Consider the following 17,082-nt stretch of genomic DNA (forward strand, 5'->3'; position numbering starts at 1 on the left):
CCCGATCCGCTGGAGACCTTTAATGCACGATATCGAACTCACCGAAGAACAACGCATGATCCGCGACATGGCGCGCGACTTCGCCCGCGCCGAAGTCGCCCCGCGCGCCCAGGCCTGGGAAAAGGCCGGCTGGATCGACGACGATCTGGTACGGCAGATGGGCGAGCTGGGCCTGCTCGGCATGGTGGTGCCCGAGGAATGGGGCGGCACCTACATCGACTATGTGGCCTATGCCCTGGCGGTGGAGGAAATCTCCGCCGGCGACGGCGCCCTCGGCGCGCTGATGAGCATCCACAACTCGGTGGGCTGCGGGCCCCTCCTCAAGTACGGCAGCGAAGCACAGAAAGGCCGCTGGCTGGCGGAGCTGGCCAGTGGCGCCGCCATCGGCTGCTTCTGCCTTACCGAACCCCAGGCTGGCTCGGAAGCGCACAACCTGCGCACCCGTGCCGAGCTCAAGGACGGCCAGTGGGTGCTGAACGGCGCCAAGCAGTTCGTCAGCAACGGCAAGCGGGCGAAGCTGGCCATCGTCTTCGCGGTGACCGATCCGGAACTGGGCAAGAAAGGCCTGTCCGCCTTCCTGGTGCCCACCGACACCCCCGGCTTCGTGGTCGACCGCAGCGAGCACAAGATGGGGATCAAGGCCTCGGACACCTGCGCGGTGACCCTGAGCGACTGCCGCATCCCGGAAGAGAACCTGCTGGGCCAGCGCGGCAAGGGCCTGGCCATCGCCCTGTCGAACCTGGAAGGCGGGCGCATCGGCATCGCCGCCCAGGCCCTGGGTATCGCCCGCGCGGCCTTCGAGGCGGCGCTGGGCTATGCGCGGGAGCGGGTGCAGTTCGGCAAGCCGATCATCGAGCACCAGAGCATCGGCAACCTGCTGGCGGACATGCAGGTCCGTCTCAATGCCGCGCGCCTGATGATCCTCCACGCCGCGCGCCTGAAGGGCGCCGGCCTGCCCTGCCTGTCCGAAGCCTCCCAGGCCAAGCTGTTCGCTTCAGAAATCGCCGAGCAGGTGTGCTCCAGCGCCATCCAGGTCCATGGCGGTTACGGCTACCTGGAGGACTACCCGGTGGAGAAGTACTACCGCGATGCGCGGATCACGCAGATCTACGAAGGCTCCAGCGAAGTACAGCGGCTTTTGATCACTCGGGAAATGACCAATTACACGCTATGAAACCATTTGTGGGCGCCTCAGCGGCGCCCACAAGCGCCCCAACTACACACCTACGATCATGACAAACATCCAAGACTCGCTAGAAGCGGTATCGCTAGCGGTCAATAACACAGTCAGCTGCAGCCACATCGATGAAGGTCTGATGTCCATGCCCATCGCCTTGCAAAACAAGCTGCCGTCATCCACTCGCAGCCAACCTATAAGTACTACTGGCTCCCCAAAACGCTATCACCAAACACGCGAGAAAGCTCTGGAGTTGTTCGCTCAGCGTGGCTACAGCCGAGTCAGTATGCGCGACTTGGCAGAGTTCATGGGCATTCCTGTCGGCTCCCTCTACAACCACATCGAGAGCAAAGAAGCCTTGCTGTTCGAGCTAATCGAGGAACTATATGAGCAGTTGCTAAATGGCGCGCTGAAACTGTCCCACCGGGACGTCTCCCCCACAGCACGACTGCTTCTCCTCACTGAAGCCCATCTCCAGCTACACAACGGTATGGGCGCACACTTCCGTTTGGCAGAATACGACCTGCACTGCCTCGATAACGATCACCAGGAGCGAATCCTAAAGTTGCGCCAACGCTATGAGGCAGTGCTAATAGAAACCGTGGAGCAACTAACCGGAGAGCCAGCATGCGAGGTCCGCCGTGCCGGCCTAGCTAGCATCGTTTCACAGCTTAATCAGTTACCGGCTTGGCTCGGAGAGGCACCAACTGGCAACACGGCAAAGTTTGAGTTGCTACGCGAAATGATTATCGGATCCATACGAGGCGTGATCCGGGCCACCCAGAGTTTAGCTAACTCGGTAGCTCAGTCCGGCGGCAGATAGCTCATCGACGTTGACTCGCCCAACAGTAGCGGCTGGTTAAGCTCGACGCAAGCCCGCAGATATTCGGCTACCCGAGTAATACGACGGAGTTTACGTAGATCCTCGCTGTAATAGATCCAGAACTGCCGCACTACCTCTATCTCACCCGGAAGAACTTCGCACAGACGCGGGTTATGTCCTGCGAGAAAGCAGGGCAAAATTGCAAGCGCCCTCCCCTCCAGCGCTGCATGGTAATGAGCAATTACGCTGGTGCTACGCAGCTGGCGAACCGCTCCGGGTACAAGATCATTCAAGTAGAGAAGCTTTGGGCTGAAGGCTAAGTCTTCAACGTAGGAGATGAACGTGTGCCCGGCCAGGCTTTCGAGGCTGCGAATCGGCGCATTATTGGCCAAGTACTCAGGAGTGGCATACAAGCGTAGACGGTAGTCGCAGAGCTTAGAGCAGACATAAGGCCCACGTTGCGGACGCTCCAGCGTGATAGCGATATCAGCCTCACGCCTCGACAAGCTGACGAAGTGTGGCACCGGGAGGATATCCAGCGAGATGTGTGGATAGCGGTCCTGGAATCGACTCATATGCGGAGTAATGAAACTGGAGCCGAATCCCTCAGTGCAACCGATGCGCACATGCCCAGACAGTTCCAAACCAGTGCCTGAAACTTGCTCGCAGGCTGCCTGTAGGGTGCTTTCCAGAGTCTCGGCGTAGCGCAGCATGCGCTGCCCTTCAAGCGTGGGCACGAAACCCGCCGCCCTCGATTTCTCGAATAGCAATGCACCCAGGTTCTGTTCCAGAACACGGATTCGACGCGAGACCGTAGTGTAGTCAACGCCCAGCCTTCGAGACGCAGCGCTGGCGGTACCGGTGCGCGCCACTTCTAAGAAGAAGCGAAGGTCGTCCCAATTTAAACGCTCGAGGCTGGCGCAATTTGGCATATTTTTCCTCCAGTTCGCACGATCAGGGCTTAGCGAGCACGGCGCTAATCACGCGCACTACAATTATCAACGTAAATGTTGATTTCCAAAGCATCATTACCCGATATCGATCCAAAAATCAAGGCAGATCGAACGGCGGCTGCCACAGCGGACCTACGCGCGCTTTCAAACAGATTGAGATGTTCTGAGGACGTTGAACAGCGTCACTAGCTGCGCTGTATTCTTGGCAAGGCCAGGGACGGACCAAACCCTCAAACATAACCGAACTGGGGCTTGATCATCCGAAGGACGCTTCACGTCCCGTGTAAGGATCACGGGGCCACTGTCAGACCACCATCAAGGGGGATAATCGTCCCAGTGAGATAGGCACTTGCACGGGAGATCAAATAGATAACGGTGCCGCCAACATCTGCCGCACTGCCAAAGCGATGAGCAGGGATACCATCCAGCACCGCTCGCTCAACCTCTGCATCAGCGATGACTCCTGCGGTGAGATCACTTGGAAAGTAACCCGGAGCAATGGCGTTGACATTGATATTGCGCGAACGTAAATCTGATGCCAGCGTGCGGCTAAGCTGATGCATGGCAGCCTTGCTGCAACCATAGGCATAGGCGCCGCCGTAACTTTTCCCGAGAATGCCACCCACTGAACCGATATTGATTATGCGTGCCGGATCATCAGATGTGCCGGCCTTTTCCAGCAGGGGACACAGCGCCTGGATCAGCAGAAACGGCGACTGCAGGTTGAGGCTCATCACCGCAGACCAGTCTTTCTCAGTGACAGAGCCAAGTGGCGGCGCATGAAATACACCGGCGTTGTTAACCAGTGCGTGCAGTTGCGAACAGCAATCCTGCACCGTGCGAAATAGATCAGCCAACTGATCATCTCGCACAAGGTCACACTCAATGAACTCAAAACCTCCGTACTCCGCCAGTTCATGGTTCAAACTGTCTGCCGCAGCATGGTCCCGCCCAGCGACCAGCACCCGGCAGCCTGCCGCCACCAGACAGCGGGTAATCATTGCACCAATACCCTTGGCCCCACCTGTAACCAATACTGTTTTGCCGGCAACGGAAAACAGTCCAGAGATGTCATTGCAAGACATATACCTGAGCTTCTTGTCAGTCGAATAATATGATCGGTGAAAAATGGCTGCCAAGCAGCAGCCATTTGTGTCGGATCAACACAGCAAAAACAAGGCAACTTGATCCTCAGTGCCACCTGTTTTTATTAGAACTGATCAAGCCAGGTGGAGGAGACCAGAACCTAGCCTTTCGTTCTCAGGATGTTCTGACGTTGGGTACCACTTCTTGCGCCAAGCGCTGCAGCGACTCGAAATAGGGTTCCGGGTTGTCGATATTGTCATGCGAGTTAACGATGACCTGACCGAAGCCGCCGGTGCGCTCGATCATTGCCTCGATCTTGCGCGTCACGGTTTCCGGCGAGCCGCAGAGCCAGACATGGTCAGCAAGGAAGTCCATGTCGATCTGGCTGGGGTCAATATCTACACCAGCATCGGCGATGATGCCCGGGAACAGATTGAACTTCTTGTAGATCGGGAACAGGTAGTGCTCCCAGGTCTTGGCCATGCCGCTGGCTTTGGCGCGCTTGCGGGCCTCGGCATCGGAGTCGGCAATGAAGATTTCCCGGGTCACACGGAAGCGCGAGGCTTCCGGGGTAAAGCCCTTGGACTGCATAGCTGTGGCCCAGGTGTCGTAATGCGAGCGCATGACCTCATGACCACCGAAGAAGGAGATCGGGCTGTAATTGCGCTCACCCGCCCACTTCAGCGACGAGGAGTTTTTGGTCAGACCGGTAACGGCGATTTCCAATGCTTCGCGGCCACCCCAAGGGCTGTTGTCGGCGATTTCCACATCGTATTCGGGCATGGTATCCGGCCCCGGAAATCCGGCCTGGAAGAACTTGCCCTTGTCCATGAAAGGCTTGCGTGCCCAGACCTTCTCCATCAGCTCCAGCGCCTCGAACATTTGTTCCTGCAGCGGGCCAATGCCTTCGAAACCGTGCAGGATGGCATCGGTGTGATGTCCACCGGGCGCCACGCCAAGGAAATAGCGGCCTTCGAGAATCTGTGACAGCCATCCAACCTGAATCGCCAGACTGGCCGGGTTGTGATAGGGCAGCAGGTGGGCCATCGGCGCAAAACGGATATTCTTGGTGATCGGCGCTGCGGCGCCGATGATGATCTCCGGACAGGGAATGTTTTCCCAAGCCAGGGTCGAATGCTCACCGATCATGAAATCGGTAAACCCCGCCTGATCACAGACCTGTGCCAGTTTGAGAGACCAATCGAACATCTCCCGTGCCGTGCGGTGCGGAAGGTTATAGGGAGTATGGAAAAAACCGCATTGCATAGTCGTTACCTCTTGTTTTTGTTTACCTTGTCAGGCTGGCGTGCCAGGCATACCGGCCATGCAATCACTTAAACCAGCGTCCCTTCGGCATCCTTGGTCGCGAACCGAGGGGCCACCAGGCTGGCAAACTTCTCCAACTCTTCATTGTTCTGCTCCGGGTCCAGGTGGCCCTGGCCAAACATCAGGAACAGTTCGTTGAAGCCCAGGCGGTCATGCGCGCGGCCGATCTGCTCGGCGATGTCGTCAGCCGAGCCGATCAGCACGTTCGGCATTTTCTGGCCGAACGGGATGAACCACTTGTCCCAGAACCACTTGTGCTCAGCCATCAACTGCTTGGCCTTGTCCTTGTCATCGGTCAGCATCAGGAAACCACCCCAGGCGGCAACATCCTCGCGGGCAACTTCGCGCTCATGCTGGCGGGCGGTATCGGCATAGCGGTTCCACAGGGCATCGCAGAAGTCCAGGTCGGCAGCCAGCACGATCGGCTTGCCGCCTTCCCGTGCCCACATGTCGACGGTGCGCATGCTGCCGGCAAAGCCGCCGTAAATCTTCGGGTGGGGATTCTGGTAGCACTTCGGCGCAATCCCGATCTGGCGCACGATGCCATCGGCATCCATGCCCTTGCCCATGCTGGCATAGGCCGGGTGACCGGCAGAGCCGCCATTTGGCGGGAACTCCCAGTGCTTGCCCTTGTGGCTGAACACGTCGTTGGCCCAGGCCTTCTTGATGACCTGCAGCGACTCCTCGAAGACTTCGCGGTTCAGCGCATCCTGCTCATCGCGGGCCTTGGCGTTGTCCGGCGTAGTGGCGCTGACCCCCGGACGCGCGGCATAGGAGTCGACCCAGCGCGCATGGTAACCACGGGTGAAACCGACCATCAGCCGCCCTTGGAGCATATGGTCAAGGGTGGCGATTTCTTCGGCGATGCGCACCGGGTTATGGGTCGGCAGGGTGTACCCCATGATGCCGGCCTTCATCCGCTTGGAATGCAGGCCCACATAGAGGCTGAACATGCCGGGATGGTTGTTGATCTCAAAACCCTCGATCTGCAGGTGATGCTCAGGTTGGCAGTAGCCTGCGTAGCCAAGCTCATCCGCCAGACGCACGTAATCGCGCACCTCGGATAGAAAGCGCTGATACAGCTCAGGGCGCTGACCGGCCATGCCCGCTTCCAGCTCATAACGACGACCGATCACACCTGTTTGCATCAAATGAAACTTCATTGGGCCTCCTCGGCTCCTGCTTGGGCTCTTTTCGTCTGACTATCGAACAATCAGACATCGAATGTCAACATTTGCGTTGATTGCAAGTGCGAAAAAATACCACCACTTACTTCATGCGCAAAAGCCGGTGAAATGGGTCAGGGACGCCAGTTTTGACGCATCCGCCCCCTTTCGATACATGCTACGGAGAGAAGCGGGGGCCAAGCCCCCGACAACTCAGACGGCAGACATTTGAGCGACGCGCTTAGTTGCAGAATCGTTATCCGACTCGACCCCAACTGAGTCTTGAGGCAAAACCTTCTTAGGTGCCAGCAAATAAGCGGATAGCGCCGGTACCATAATCAGTGCCGCAAGCATATTCCCGAGGAACATGAAGGCCAGCAGCAGGCCCATGTCGGCCTGGAACTTGATCGGGGACCATATCCAAGTGCCCACTGCGGCTGTCAGGGTAACGCCTACCAGCAGCACCACCTGCCCAGTAGACGCCAGCGCACTAGTGTAAGCACCCTTGACCGACATACCCTGGCGCTGGAACGCTAGGAATACAGTCAGCATGTAGAGCGCATAATCCACGCCGATCCCCACACCCAGCGCCACCACTGGCAAGGTAGCCACCTTGAGCCCGATCCCCAGCAGGACCATCAAGGATTTTGACAGAATGGTCACGACAATCAGCGGCAGAATCGCCACCAACACCGCACGCCAGCTTCGGAAGGTTATCCAGCAGAGCAGAATCACCGCAGCGTAAACTAGCACTTCCATCTCGAAGCTAGCCTTTTCCACTGCTTGATTAGTGGCAGCTTCCACCCCGGCGTTGCCGCCGGCCAGCAGGAACTTCCGATCTTCGTTGTTATTTTCGGCGGCAAACGCCTCAACAACCTTCGTCAAGCGCTGCAGGGTTTCGGCATTGTGATTGCTCAGGTAGACGATGATCGGTGCCACCGTACGAGAATCGTTGATCAACCCTGGACGTGCGGTAAACACGTTGTCCACCGCGTCATTGGTGATATAGCGGCTACGACTGATGGTGTACCACTTGGGCGAGCCTTCAAAGCCTGCTGGGGTGAGCCTGCGAGCTATGCTGGCTGCGGATTCGGTGATCTGTACGCCAGGCAAGTCACTCAGCTGCTGTTCCAGCCGGTCAATCTGCAGCAGGGTTTCAAAGTTACCTAGGCCACCCTCAGGCGTCGTCACGATCACCGCGAACATATCTTTCGACAAACCGTAGTTTTCGCGGATGTAATTTACATCTTTGTTATAGATTGAATCCGCGCGTAACTCGGAGGCACCGGCCCCGGAATCACCAATGCTTATCTTCTGGCCATGGATGAAACTAGCAGTTGTGATAATTGCCACGCTGATCAGCACCAAGCGAGCAACGCGCTTTTCAGCAAGATCACCGAGCCACCTGACCATAAGGTGCTCGCCGTGCAGAACCTTCGAAGCGCGCTGGGCCGCGCGGGCACTGATACCGGTGAAGGACAGTACCACTGGAATGAGCAGCAAGTTGGTGATGATCAGCGCCGCGACGCCAACAGTGGCTTGTAGGGCCAAGTCACGGATAGCAGGAATATCGATCACCGAGATCACGGCAAAACCTAAGGCATCGGCTACCAGCGCAACAAAGCCAGCCAGGCACAGCCGCCTGTAGGTCAGTCGCGCAGCCACATAGCGATCGGCACCCTCGCCAATGTCCTGAATGATGCCACTCATCATCTGCGAGCCATGGGACACACCGATGGCGAAAACCAGGAAAGGCACGAGTACCGAAAAGGGATCCAGCACAAAGCCGAACAGTTGCATGATCCCCAACTGCCAGATCACCCCAATCAGCGAGGTGCCAACCACGATTAAGGTACTGGTCAAGCAACGCGAATACCAGTAAACGATGACCGATACGACCGCGGCAGCCACAACAAAATAGCTGAGCACTTCCATAAGGCCAGAAATCAGGTCACCGACCAGCTTGGCAAAACCGATGACATGGAGCTCGACGCCACGGCTCTGGAATTCTGTGTTGATGGCGTTGATGCTGTCTGTAAAAGCCTTGTAGTCAAGCAGCTGACCGGTTACCGGGTCCCGCTCCATCAAGGGCACGAACATCGCGCTGGAGCGCTCGTCCATGGCCACAAGGGAACCCTTCAGCCCGGCCTTCTCGACGTTGGCACGGAGCTGCTCAAGGCTTTTGGGCGAGCCGTCATAATCCGGTGGCATGACCGGGCCGCCGTCAAAGCCTTCCGCGGTTACCGCCGTCCAGCGCACCGAGGCCATCCACAGGGATTGCACGAATGCCCGGTCGACTCCATTGATCAGGAACACCCGGTCATTGAGCTCGCTCAGCGTCTTCTGATACCCGGCGTCGTAGATAGACCCATTCTTGTTCTCCACCACCACCGTAACTGCGTTGCCTAGACTGCGCAGGTTATTTGCAAAGGCGCGGTAGTTCTGGATGTACTCATGGGATGAGGGCATCATTTTTTCAAAACTTGCGTTTACACCAAGCTTCGCACTCTGAAAACCGAAACAGAGCGTTACAAAAACTCCGATCAGAAGAAACAATATCCGATTGTTAAAAAATAGGCGTTCGTGAAAGGCTCCTGATGAGCGATCAAACGTGCCGGCAGTCACATCCAAACCAGGCCCTGCTGCAGTTTTATTATTACTTAACATCTGACATTACTCCTGAGACGTGACTCTGGTCATCTTGTGATCCACCAGCGAAACTTTCGAAAGCCCCTGCAAGTCAGTAACGAGCAACTCACGATCCGATATTTCAAGAATCGAAGTAAAACTAACGGGCGTGCCGGAGTCGATCACCTCAAGGTTGGCAAAGTTCTTGTCACTGATGATTAACTTGCCTGATTGACTGGCAAAGATATAACCTTTGTCATTGGCCCGTCTGAAAGCATCGTTGATGGTGGAACCCTGCAGATCCTTGACTTCCGCCCATGTATTGCCGCGATCTGTACTGCGGTACGCCGCCCCACCAACGCCATAAGCGATGATCAGCCCATTAGCGCCGGTAATTCCGGTAAAGCTACCGGAATACCCGGTTTCGATAATTTCGAATAACTGCCGATCGGCATTCAGCCTGAACAGCACGCCACGCTCGCTGCCGATAAAGACATCATCACCAATGCCTACCACGCTAGTGAGGTGAAAACCGGACTCATTGGCAATGCGGTCCGTCCATGGTGTCCAAGTCTTCCCACCATCATCGGTGCGCGCAATGTTTCCGAATCCACCTACGGCAAAACCGGTCAACTCGTCACGGAACCAGACATCGAGAAAGGGTAAGGCCGGACCATCGCGATAATTGAGCTCGGTGAGTTCAAGGGCCTTCTCAACACTGCTGTCGCCCTGTTTGAGACGCTTACTGTAGTAATTGATGAACTGCTCGCTGGCCATTCGACCATCAAGCTGCTTGACCCATGTGGCACCTCCATCAGTAGTGGCGAGAATCACGCCATCATGCCCAACTGCCCAACCTTTTGACTCGTTGACCATATCAATGGCAACTAAGTCGCTCTGTACAGGAACCTGGGCTTGAGCCCACTTCCCTCCCCCATCATTGGAATACAGAATCAAGCCTCGCGGCCCAACCACGACTAATGTATGTCCGCTTTTCGCACTGTCAATAAAGGGCTTATTCAGAGGTTTTTCCTGTTCAATGGCGCCATAATCCAGAGGATCTTTGAAATCGGCCATTGATGACGAAGCCAACACGAACAAAATGACAAAAGGTAGGACAAAAACCCTGAGCAGTTTATTCAATAATTTTTTCATACGGGTTTTCTCTTTTTTGCTCAAGCAAAGCTATTAGTGCACGAAAGACTTTTAGATAACTTATGCAACAGCCAGAAGTAAACTCGATGACCTGCGCATTCAAGAAAGGCAGAACCTGGCGGGGTTTACACCTCCGCCAGGGTTCCTTTAGCCGTTAGCGAACGCCCTGAGCCTCAACTGCGCGCGGAGTAAGCGCAATACGCAAACCATCTATAGCGGTATAGGAACGGTTCCAGTGGCCAGGTTGTGAAGCACCGGCATTAATCAGCATGTAGTTGCCTGAAACCAGATCGTTGAAGGCCCACGTGTTGTTATTCACCCCCCCCACGTCGTAGGTCGGGAAACTCTCGATGAAACCGTTTTTCCAGAGCTTACCGGCATTGTCGTAGGTTTCCAGAGCAACGATCTGCCAGCTGTCTTCGTCGATATAGAAGCGGCGCTTGCTGTATACATGGCGGGCACCTGGCTTGCGCTCAGCCTCGACAATCCATACCCGATGCTTTTCGAAGCGCATGGCTTCCGGAGCCAGGTGTTCCTTGCCCAGTACGTCACGCGGGTTGACCTCCTGAGTCAGGGTATAGGCGTTGTAGGGCACGAACCTCTCCTCCTTACCGACCAGCTTGAAGTCAAAGCGATCCATGCGGCCGACGAAGCCGAAGATCTCGTCCCACATCAGTACGCCACCGTAAGAACTGATCGGCAGATCGTAGGCAAAGTCTGGCGCACGACGTGCACGGCGCTGACCCGGAGTGTAGAACCATACCAGCTGACCACCGTTGTCGGCGGTCGGCAGATAGAAGTTCAGGAAGGTCACGCCCGCGGATTGCGGCGGACTGGTTTGCAGTGCCGAGAACGATAGAATTGCGCCGTTTGACTCCTGACGCAGCTTGCCGCTCTGGTCATACCAGGGGCGCATGTGGTACTGGTTTGGGGTGGACAGCACGCTCACACCGCCCTTGGAGTCAACCACGAAGCCCTGATTGTGCTGGTGCATGATCGCCGGGGCAAAGGCCAGCTTGTGGTTCCACATCACCTCATAGCCATTCTTCGGGATCGGGAAGAGAACACCCGGCAGCGGCAGACCATCAGGCCCGGCGCCCTTGACGCCATCTCCCATGATCTCGCCGGTCATTTCGGCAGTTGTCGCATTCACCTGGGTGTTTTTAAGCACCCAGTCCTCATAACGAGCCGAACGGTGGGTTGGGTACACATTGAGCTTGTAGCTGGGATACTTACGCAGCGTAGCCTTGGTACCTTCGGTGAGGAACTGCGAATACTGCTCCATATTGGCGGACGTAATGGCAAACAGAGGCTTCTCATCCTTATAAGGATTGATATAAGTCTGCATCGTCTCCCGGTTGTAGCCAGGAACCGGCTGCAGTCCGCCTGTGTATTCTGGAATGCTACCATCTGCATTACCGGCCTTTTCGGCGCCATGCAGGGTCAGATCCGCACCAAGACGCTTGGCCTCTTCTGCCGATACGGCAGCCAAGGCACTACCTACGAAGCACAGTGCCAGGGCAGGCACGAGCCCGGCAATAATTGTTTTTTTCAGCACGGCTGTCTTCCTTCTTGTGATTATCGGAACAAGTGTGTCTGTAAGGCTTGTAAGTATTACTGGATGCTTGACTCGCTAGGCTGGGCCCTCTTTTAGAACGAGGTGTTGTAGGAAAGCGATACCCAGCCCTTGTCATTCAGACCAGTGGGACCGTTACCACCTGCATATATATCACCGCCGGGTGCGCCGTTAACGATGCGACCAGTGGGATTCCAGTAGTAATCCTGATATTGCAGAGCAAAATAATGCTTTTGGGCTACAGCTGCTTTCACGCCAATAGAGGCAATGACGGAGTCCTCAGCATAAAACCCCCCCGCTGCATAGGCCGGATTTCCGGTAACTCCATACTGGACGAAAATCGGCAGACTTATGTCAGTGGACGGAAGTATTTGCAGCCAGGACGGTTCAAACAGCAGCGCCACTGCAACTGCATTGTCTGTACCACAGCCATCACTCCTGTTACCTTTACAGGCATAACCCTCACCGTTATAGATGTCCTTGTCATGCACTTTAGTCAGATGCGTGTAGGTCACTTCACCGAGGACGGTTGCAGCGTCCCAGAGTGAATTGCCGGGCAGGCTGATCAAAGAGTTCGCTAACACGTTAACCAAGTCACCTTTCGCCACTTCGGAAGGGAAAACGGATTGCAACGCGGTATCCTGACGATAGTTCACTTCGAAGCCGAGGCTGTTAGCCCCAATCGCTGTCTCGTAGGACATCGCGTACATTTTGGACTTTTCGGCGTATTTCAACTCAACTTGAGGGAAGTTCAGAGTTGCAACAGGTTCCGGCTCGTCGTACTGGCGGTAATAAAAGCCAATGCGATCACCATTAGCCCAGGCCGGAGTCCAGTCCAAGCGGACACCGAAGTTGTCGTTGATATCATCGGGATCATCGCTCTTACCAACAACAGCGCCTGGTACTACGCTACCGCCGACATCCGGCCCCTCAAAGAGAATATCGGCAGGTGCCAGATAGGTAGCCCCTTCGGGGAAACGATTGGGACGCCACTCGAGAAAATACTGTGCGGCGATTGACAGTTCATCATTGATATCGAAACTGCCGTAGACCTGCGTACGCGGCAGGATCAACTCTTTGACGGAGGAGCCAGGTTGAGAAAACCCCTTGATGAAGTCAACGGGATGCTGGCCGAACGCAATACCGGAGTAACCGAAGAATACTGCGTTACCCCACTGCTGACTGAAGCGACCTAGCCGTACAGATGCGTTGTGGTCAGCGACTTCGAAGTTGCTGAAAACGAAAGCATCAAGCAACTCAGCACCACGGATGTGGTACTTCTTAGTATGGCTGCTATATTTACCATCGCTATAGGTCGGCAGGTACCCCGGACGTACTTCGACATCATCGTCGTAAGCAAAATCATTCCAAGCCGAAGCAGACACACGGAAACCATAATTATCCTGATAGACACCCTGCAACTCGAACAATCCCTGAACACGGTTCGTAACCATTTCCCCGCGATCAAATTTGTGATCGGCGGCGTGGTTATTCGGATTGTTCGCGATACGTGGGTCGCGCCCCTCAACCCTCCAGCCTGCGAGCCACTGCAGGGACGTATCGAAGTTGATCGTCCAGTCCTGGTCGGCCTTCAGAGTGACTGCCTGCGATGCACCAGATGAGAAAATCGTCGCAAGGGCGATCGCTGCTCTCAGCTTCTTTTGACCAAACTGAATCTTGCCAAACCTTGCAATTTCTTTTTGTTGTTTTTGCATTTCTGCTTCTCCTGTCCACGGACCTTTACTGGCCAACAGCACGCCAGCCTGCGCTTCAGTACGTCACCACTCTCCTCTGGATTGCGCCCACCCCCATCGCAACCGCCACCTCACTTTTTCAACTATGACGTTGATATATCACTCGAGCGGCACCTAGTCAACTGCAGCGTTGATAAAATACCCCCCTCCCAACGCGATTCAGGTGGGAGATGCCTCTCAACTGACGGTGGAGCGGCCGCGCTGCCGAGACGCGCAAAGCGCATGATGGGGGAATGAAGGCTATGGCGTTAGCTGCCCAAAGGGACACAACTCGGGGTATTACTTCATGTAAATCAATGGGTTTATGCGGCTTCCCATAGCTCTCGACCAAACGTTTCCAGCCCAGGCAATTGGCCAAGTGTTTCGTCCTTACCCCCTGGAAGCGAATCATCCAGGCCACCTTCAGACAACTGTCATAGGCGCCGACCTTCTGGATAAGGTAAGCACCGGCAATACGACGCTTCTGGCGCAAACTACGGCGGTGGCGGGTAGCCCCCCTCAGCCCTGGCAGACTGCAGTGGAGCACTGCGCTATCGATTCGCAAAACGCTGCCCGGGTCGAATAATGGCCGTAAGGCCGCACCTATGTGGTGCGCCATAGACTGCATTTCCAAATAGAAGTCTGCATGCTGGCTGCTCCGACACTGCGCACGACCAGAACCGGAATCCGCTCAGCGCCAATGCCCTTTCTCATTGCTATCCCACTGTGCTTGCGAGCAGGGCTTGGCAGCTTACGCGGCCCTGAACGACGCCAAGACGAAGACTTCATCGGCCGACGGTCCTCAACTCATGTTGCGTTCGATGCCCTGCAATCAGGCCGAGAAAATGTAAGCACCAGCGGAACGCAGCGCTCTCACGCCACAGAACGCGGCGCCTTACAGACTGACAGGCATTGGCTTAGCGCTTGGACTTAGCGGCCCTCGTAGGCACCGCTCACGCTACAAGCCCATCTGCACCAAGTAACTGGCATGACAGACCTCTAGCTCTCGGACACATCGCTACAAGCGCAGAAGCTGGCAGCGCTGCAACCAGACACTCGAATAGAACACCTCAGCCTGTCTACTCCACTCAGAACAGCATAGAAGGAATGACCTGAGGTGCCATTCCCCAGCCACTCAAAACACCTTCATCAAGCCCTCCCTACCCGCACCGCCTAACCCCGGCCACAGCATCAGTGATCGCTGCCGCCAAGGAATGCGCAGGCCGCCCCGACAGAAAGCAAGAAATGAAAGTTGACACGCGCGTTGACAAATAAATAGTATCAGTCAACTCTAACGTTGACTGAGGAGAACAACATGACCCAAGAAACCCAGCTGCAAGAACTTATCGACACCCAGGCCATTGAGCGCCTGCTGTTCACCTATGCCTTCCATCTCGACATGAATCAGGCAGCCGAACTGGCTGCCCTATTCACCGAAGACTGTGAGGTCATCTACGGCCCGGGCGGCTTTGGCGCACAGGGGCGCGCAGCCTACGCCAAGACTCTTGAAGGCGTTGGCTCCTTCTTCAAGGCCACTAGCCACCATGTATCGAATATCGTCGTCGACTTCACCGGTCCGGACGAAGCCACTGTGCGCTCTGTTCTCTATGCATGGCACCGCTACAACCGTGAAATGCCTGACAGCCATGTGTGGGGTCAGTATCACGATGTCATCGTGCGCACGGATGGCAAATGGCAGTTCAAGCGCCGCGAGCTGCGCGTGACCGGCGACAAGGACTTTCATGTGAAGAAAACCCTGCCGATAGGACGCAGCTGATATGAGCGCCGCGTCTTCCTACCCGTACGAACACATCCGCATCGAGCACAGGGAGAAAATTTCCTGGCTGATTCTCAATCGGCCTGACAGTGCAAATGCGCTGTCGAACGAGTTGCTCGATGAGTTTTCTGATGCCCTTAAGCGTCTCGCAACCGAAGGCGGCCCGGTGATTGGCATACGGGGAGAAGGACGCGGTTTTTCGGCTGGCTACGACATAGGTCAAGTTGGCAAGGCAAATGGCTACGGCAGTCTCGTACCTGATCCGCTCGCTGATCGCGAGCGTCTGCGCCGGAACGTGGACCGTTATGTGGCGATGTGGGATCACCCCAAACCGATCATCGCCGCTGTTCACGGCTACTGCATCGCGGGAGCCACGCAGATCTGCGTGTATGCGGATATCACTGTTGTGACCGATGACGCCAAGATCGGTGAACCGACCATCCCGATTGGGGGCGGCTACGTGGCCCCCCTCTGGGTACCACTGGTGGGAGCCAAGCGGGCCAAGGAATTGGCTTTCGTACCTGGAAACAGCATTGACGGGAAAACTGCAGTCGAGTGGGGCTGGGCCAATCACAGCGTGGCTCCAGACCAGCTCATAGAGTGTGTCGAAAGTCTCGCCGAGCGCATTGCCCTGACACCTCCGGAAGTTCTGCGTATCAAGAAGCTGTCCATCAACCGTGCCGCCGAAGCGATGGGCTTCCGTTCTGCCGGAGCTGCGGTAGCCGAGATGGACGCACTGCTACACGTGGCGCCCTCGGTGCTGGAAATCAAACAGAAGCTTGCCGAAATAGGTTTGAAGGAGTCGATAAAGCTCTACCGCTCAGAGCGGACGACTCCCCTGACCCCGGCGAAAAAAATACAGGAATAAGAGCCATGTCTAACGTCGACTTCTACATTGAAGGCCATATTGCTCACGTACGGCTGAACCGCCCCAAATCCCTCAACGCCATCAATGGCGATATGGATCAGGCCTTGTTTGATGCGTGGCAGGAAATTAACCGCAATCCGGAAGTCTGGGTAGCCGTGCTTTCTGCAGAGGGTGACCGCGCTTTCTGTGTTGGCGGTGATATCAGTGGCGGCACCGAACGTGCATCGCGCATGGCTGTCGGTGGTGGCCTGACCGGTATCGGTGGCCCGCTGGTGAAACTGAAGAAGCCACTGGTTGCCGCTGTTCAGGGCTATGCGCTAGGCGGTGGTTTCGAGCTGGCCTTGTGTGCCGACATTATCGTTGCGGCAGACAATGCTCAATTCGGCCTGCCGGAGACGAAGGCTGGCATCATCGGCGAATGCGGCGTCGTTCACCGCGCAATTCGTCAGCTCCCGCAGCGCGTTGCCATGGCCATGATCCTGACGGGGGATCGCATGTCCGCCCAGGACGCCTTCAGCTATGGCCTGGTGAATGAAGTGGTCGAGCCGGCCAACCTGGCAGAAGCAGCCACGCGCTGGGCGGAAAAGGTCGCAGCCGCTTCCCCGCTAGCCAACCAAGCCGCCAAGGACGCAGCAATGAGCCGCCTCGACTACCCGCTTGAAGTTGCCCTGGCAACCCGTTTCGAGTCGATCGAGGAATATGCCTCCAGCGAAGACGTACTCGAGGGCCGTAACGCCTTTATCGAGAAACGTAAAGCGGAATGGAAGGGACGCTGAGCCTAGCCTGTCGCACCGGGGCCGGGCGCTAAGCGTTC

The 17,082-nt window shown here is 56.2% G+C and carries 13 protein-coding genes; 5 read left to right on the forward strand and 8 right to left on the reverse strand.

Annotated features, from left to right (window positions below; genetic code table 11):
• Positions 1 to 22 precede the first annotated feature (22 nt).
• Together THL1_RS20460 and THL1_RS20465 are read left to right on the forward strand one after the other, a co-directional pair.
• Positions 23 to 1,174 (forward strand): acyl-CoA dehydrogenase family protein, encoded by a 1,152-nt coding sequence (locus THL1_RS20460; protein WP_069084947.1) that lies wholly within the window; start codon positions 23 to 25, stop codon positions 1,172 to 1,174.
• Between the two features lie 142 nt (positions 1,175 to 1,316).
• Positions 1,317 to 2,000 (forward strand): TetR/AcrR family transcriptional regulator, encoded by a 684-nt coding sequence (locus THL1_RS20465; RefSeq protein ID WP_237234736.1) that lies wholly within the window; start codon positions 1,317 to 1,319, stop codon positions 1,998 to 2,000.
• Here the strand turns inward: THL1_RS20465 and THL1_RS20470 are convergent.
• From THL1_RS20470 to THL1_RS20505, 8 genes are all read right to left on the reverse strand, one after another.
• Entirely contained in the window at positions 1,982 to 2,932 is a 951-nt protein-coding gene (locus tag THL1_RS20470) for a LysR family transcriptional regulator (RefSeq protein ID WP_069084948.1), read from the reverse strand. The genes THL1_RS20465 and THL1_RS20470 overlap by 19 nt on opposite strands.
• Positions 2,933 to 3,243: 311 nt before the next feature.
• A complete protein-coding gene (locus tag THL1_RS20475) occupies positions 3,244 to 4,038 on the reverse strand; it encodes an SDR family oxidoreductase (protein WP_069084949.1) in 795 nt (264 codons plus the stop codon).
• A gap of 175 nt (positions 4,039 to 4,213) precedes the next feature.
• On the reverse strand, positions 4,214 to 5,305 hold the full coding sequence (locus THL1_RS20480) for an LLM class flavin-dependent oxidoreductase (RefSeq protein ID WP_069084950.1): 1,092 nt from the start codon (positions 5,303 to 5,305) through the stop codon (positions 4,214 to 4,216).
• A gap of 68 nt (positions 5,306 to 5,373) precedes the next feature.
• Positions 5,374 to 6,528 carry an LLM class flavin-dependent oxidoreductase gene (locus THL1_RS20485; protein ID WP_069084951.1) on the reverse strand — a complete coding sequence of 385 codons (1,155 nt, stop codon included), beginning with the start codon at positions 6,526 to 6,528 and terminating at the stop codon, positions 5,374 to 5,376.
• A 216-nt stretch (positions 6,529 to 6,744) separates the two neighbouring features.
• Positions 6,745 to 9,198, reverse strand: a complete 2,454-nt coding sequence (locus THL1_RS20490; RefSeq protein WP_069084952.1) for an efflux RND transporter permease subunit — start codon at positions 9,196 to 9,198, stop codon at positions 6,745 to 6,747.
• A 6-nt stretch (positions 9,199 to 9,204) separates the two neighbouring features.
• Entirely contained in the window at positions 9,205 to 10,314 is a 1,110-nt protein-coding gene (locus THL1_RS20495; RefSeq protein WP_069084953.1) for a WD40/YVTN/BNR-like repeat-containing protein, read from the reverse strand.
• A 154-nt stretch (positions 10,315 to 10,468) separates the two neighbouring features.
• The gene (locus THL1_RS20500) at positions 10,469 to 11,872 is read right to left on the reverse strand and encodes a DUF1329 domain-containing protein (protein WP_069084954.1); all 1,404 of its coding nucleotides are present in this window, start codon (positions 11,870 to 11,872) and stop codon (positions 10,469 to 10,471) included.
• Between the two features lie 92 nt (positions 11,873 to 11,964).
• Positions 11,965 to 13,605 (reverse strand): DUF1302 domain-containing protein, encoded by a 1,641-nt coding sequence (locus THL1_RS20505; protein ID WP_069084955.1) that lies wholly within the window; start codon positions 13,603 to 13,605, stop codon positions 11,965 to 11,967.
• A 1,333-nt stretch (positions 13,606 to 14,938) separates the two neighbouring features.
• Here THL1_RS20505 and THL1_RS20510 point away from each other — a divergent pair.
• The 3 genes from THL1_RS20510 to THL1_RS20520 are packed head-to-tail and all read left to right on the forward strand — an operon-like array spanning position 14,939 to position 17,044.
• Positions 14,939 to 15,400 carry a nuclear transport factor 2 family protein gene (locus THL1_RS20510; RefSeq protein ID WP_069084956.1) on the forward strand — a complete coding sequence of 154 codons (462 nt, stop codon included), beginning with the start codon at positions 14,939 to 14,941 and terminating at the stop codon, positions 15,398 to 15,400.
• Between the two features lies 1 nt (position 15,401).
• Positions 15,402 to 16,268: an enoyl-CoA hydratase-related protein gene (locus tag THL1_RS20515; RefSeq protein WP_069084957.1), complete on the forward strand. Its 867-nt coding sequence runs from the start codon at positions 15,402 to 15,404 to the stop codon at positions 16,266 to 16,268.
• Positions 16,269 to 16,273: 5 nt separating this feature from the next.
• A complete protein-coding gene (locus THL1_RS20520; RefSeq protein WP_069084958.1) occupies positions 16,274 to 17,044 on the forward strand; it encodes an enoyl-CoA hydratase-related protein in 771 nt (256 codons plus the stop codon).
• Positions 17,045 to 17,082 lie beyond the last annotated feature (38 nt).

The organism is Pseudomonas sp. TCU-HL1, from assembly GCF_001708505.1.
In the GTDB taxonomy this organism is placed as follows: domain Bacteria; phylum Pseudomonadota; class Gammaproteobacteria; order Pseudomonadales; family Pseudomonadaceae; genus Metapseudomonas.

Coding starts and splice junctions, on each gene's coding strand:
- THL1_RS20460 (WP_069084947.1), top strand. CDS start 23: ATGCACGATATCGAACTCACCGAAGAACAACGCATGATCCGCGACATG.
- THL1_RS20465 (WP_237234736.1), top strand. CDS start 1,317: ATGTCCATGCCCATCGCCTTGCAAAACAAGCTGCCGTCATCCACTCGC.
- THL1_RS20470 (WP_069084948.1), bottom strand. CDS start 2,932: ATGCCAAATTGCGCCAGCCTCGAGCGTTTAAATTGGGACGACCTTCGC.
- THL1_RS20475 (WP_069084949.1), bottom strand. CDS start 4,038: ATGTCTTGCAATGACATCTCTGGACTGTTTTCCGTTGCCGGCAAAACA.
- THL1_RS20480 (WP_069084950.1), bottom strand. CDS start 5,305: ATGCAATGCGGTTTTTTCCATACTCCCTATAACCTTCCGCACCGCACG.
- THL1_RS20485 (WP_069084951.1), bottom strand. CDS start 6,528: ATGAAGTTTCATTTGATGCAAACAGGTGTGATCGGTCGTCGTTATGAG.
- THL1_RS20490 (WP_069084952.1), bottom strand. CDS start 9,198: ATGTTAAGTAATAATAAAACTGCAGCAGGGCCTGGTTTGGATGTGACT.
- THL1_RS20495 (WP_069084953.1), bottom strand. CDS start 10,314: ATGAAAAAATTATTGAATAAACTGCTCAGGGTTTTTGTCCTACCTTTT.
- THL1_RS20505 (WP_069084955.1), bottom strand. CDS start 13,605: ATGCAAAAACAACAAAAAGAAATTGCAAGGTTTGGCAAGATTCAGTTT.
- THL1_RS20510 (WP_069084956.1), top strand. CDS start 14,939: ATGACCCAAGAAACCCAGCTGCAAGAACTTATCGACACCCAGGCCATT.
- THL1_RS20515 (WP_069084957.1), top strand. CDS start 15,402: ATGAGCGCCGCGTCTTCCTACCCGTACGAACACATCCGCATCGAGCAC.
- THL1_RS20520 (WP_069084958.1), top strand. CDS start 16,274: ATGTCTAACGTCGACTTCTACATTGAAGGCCATATTGCTCACGTACGG.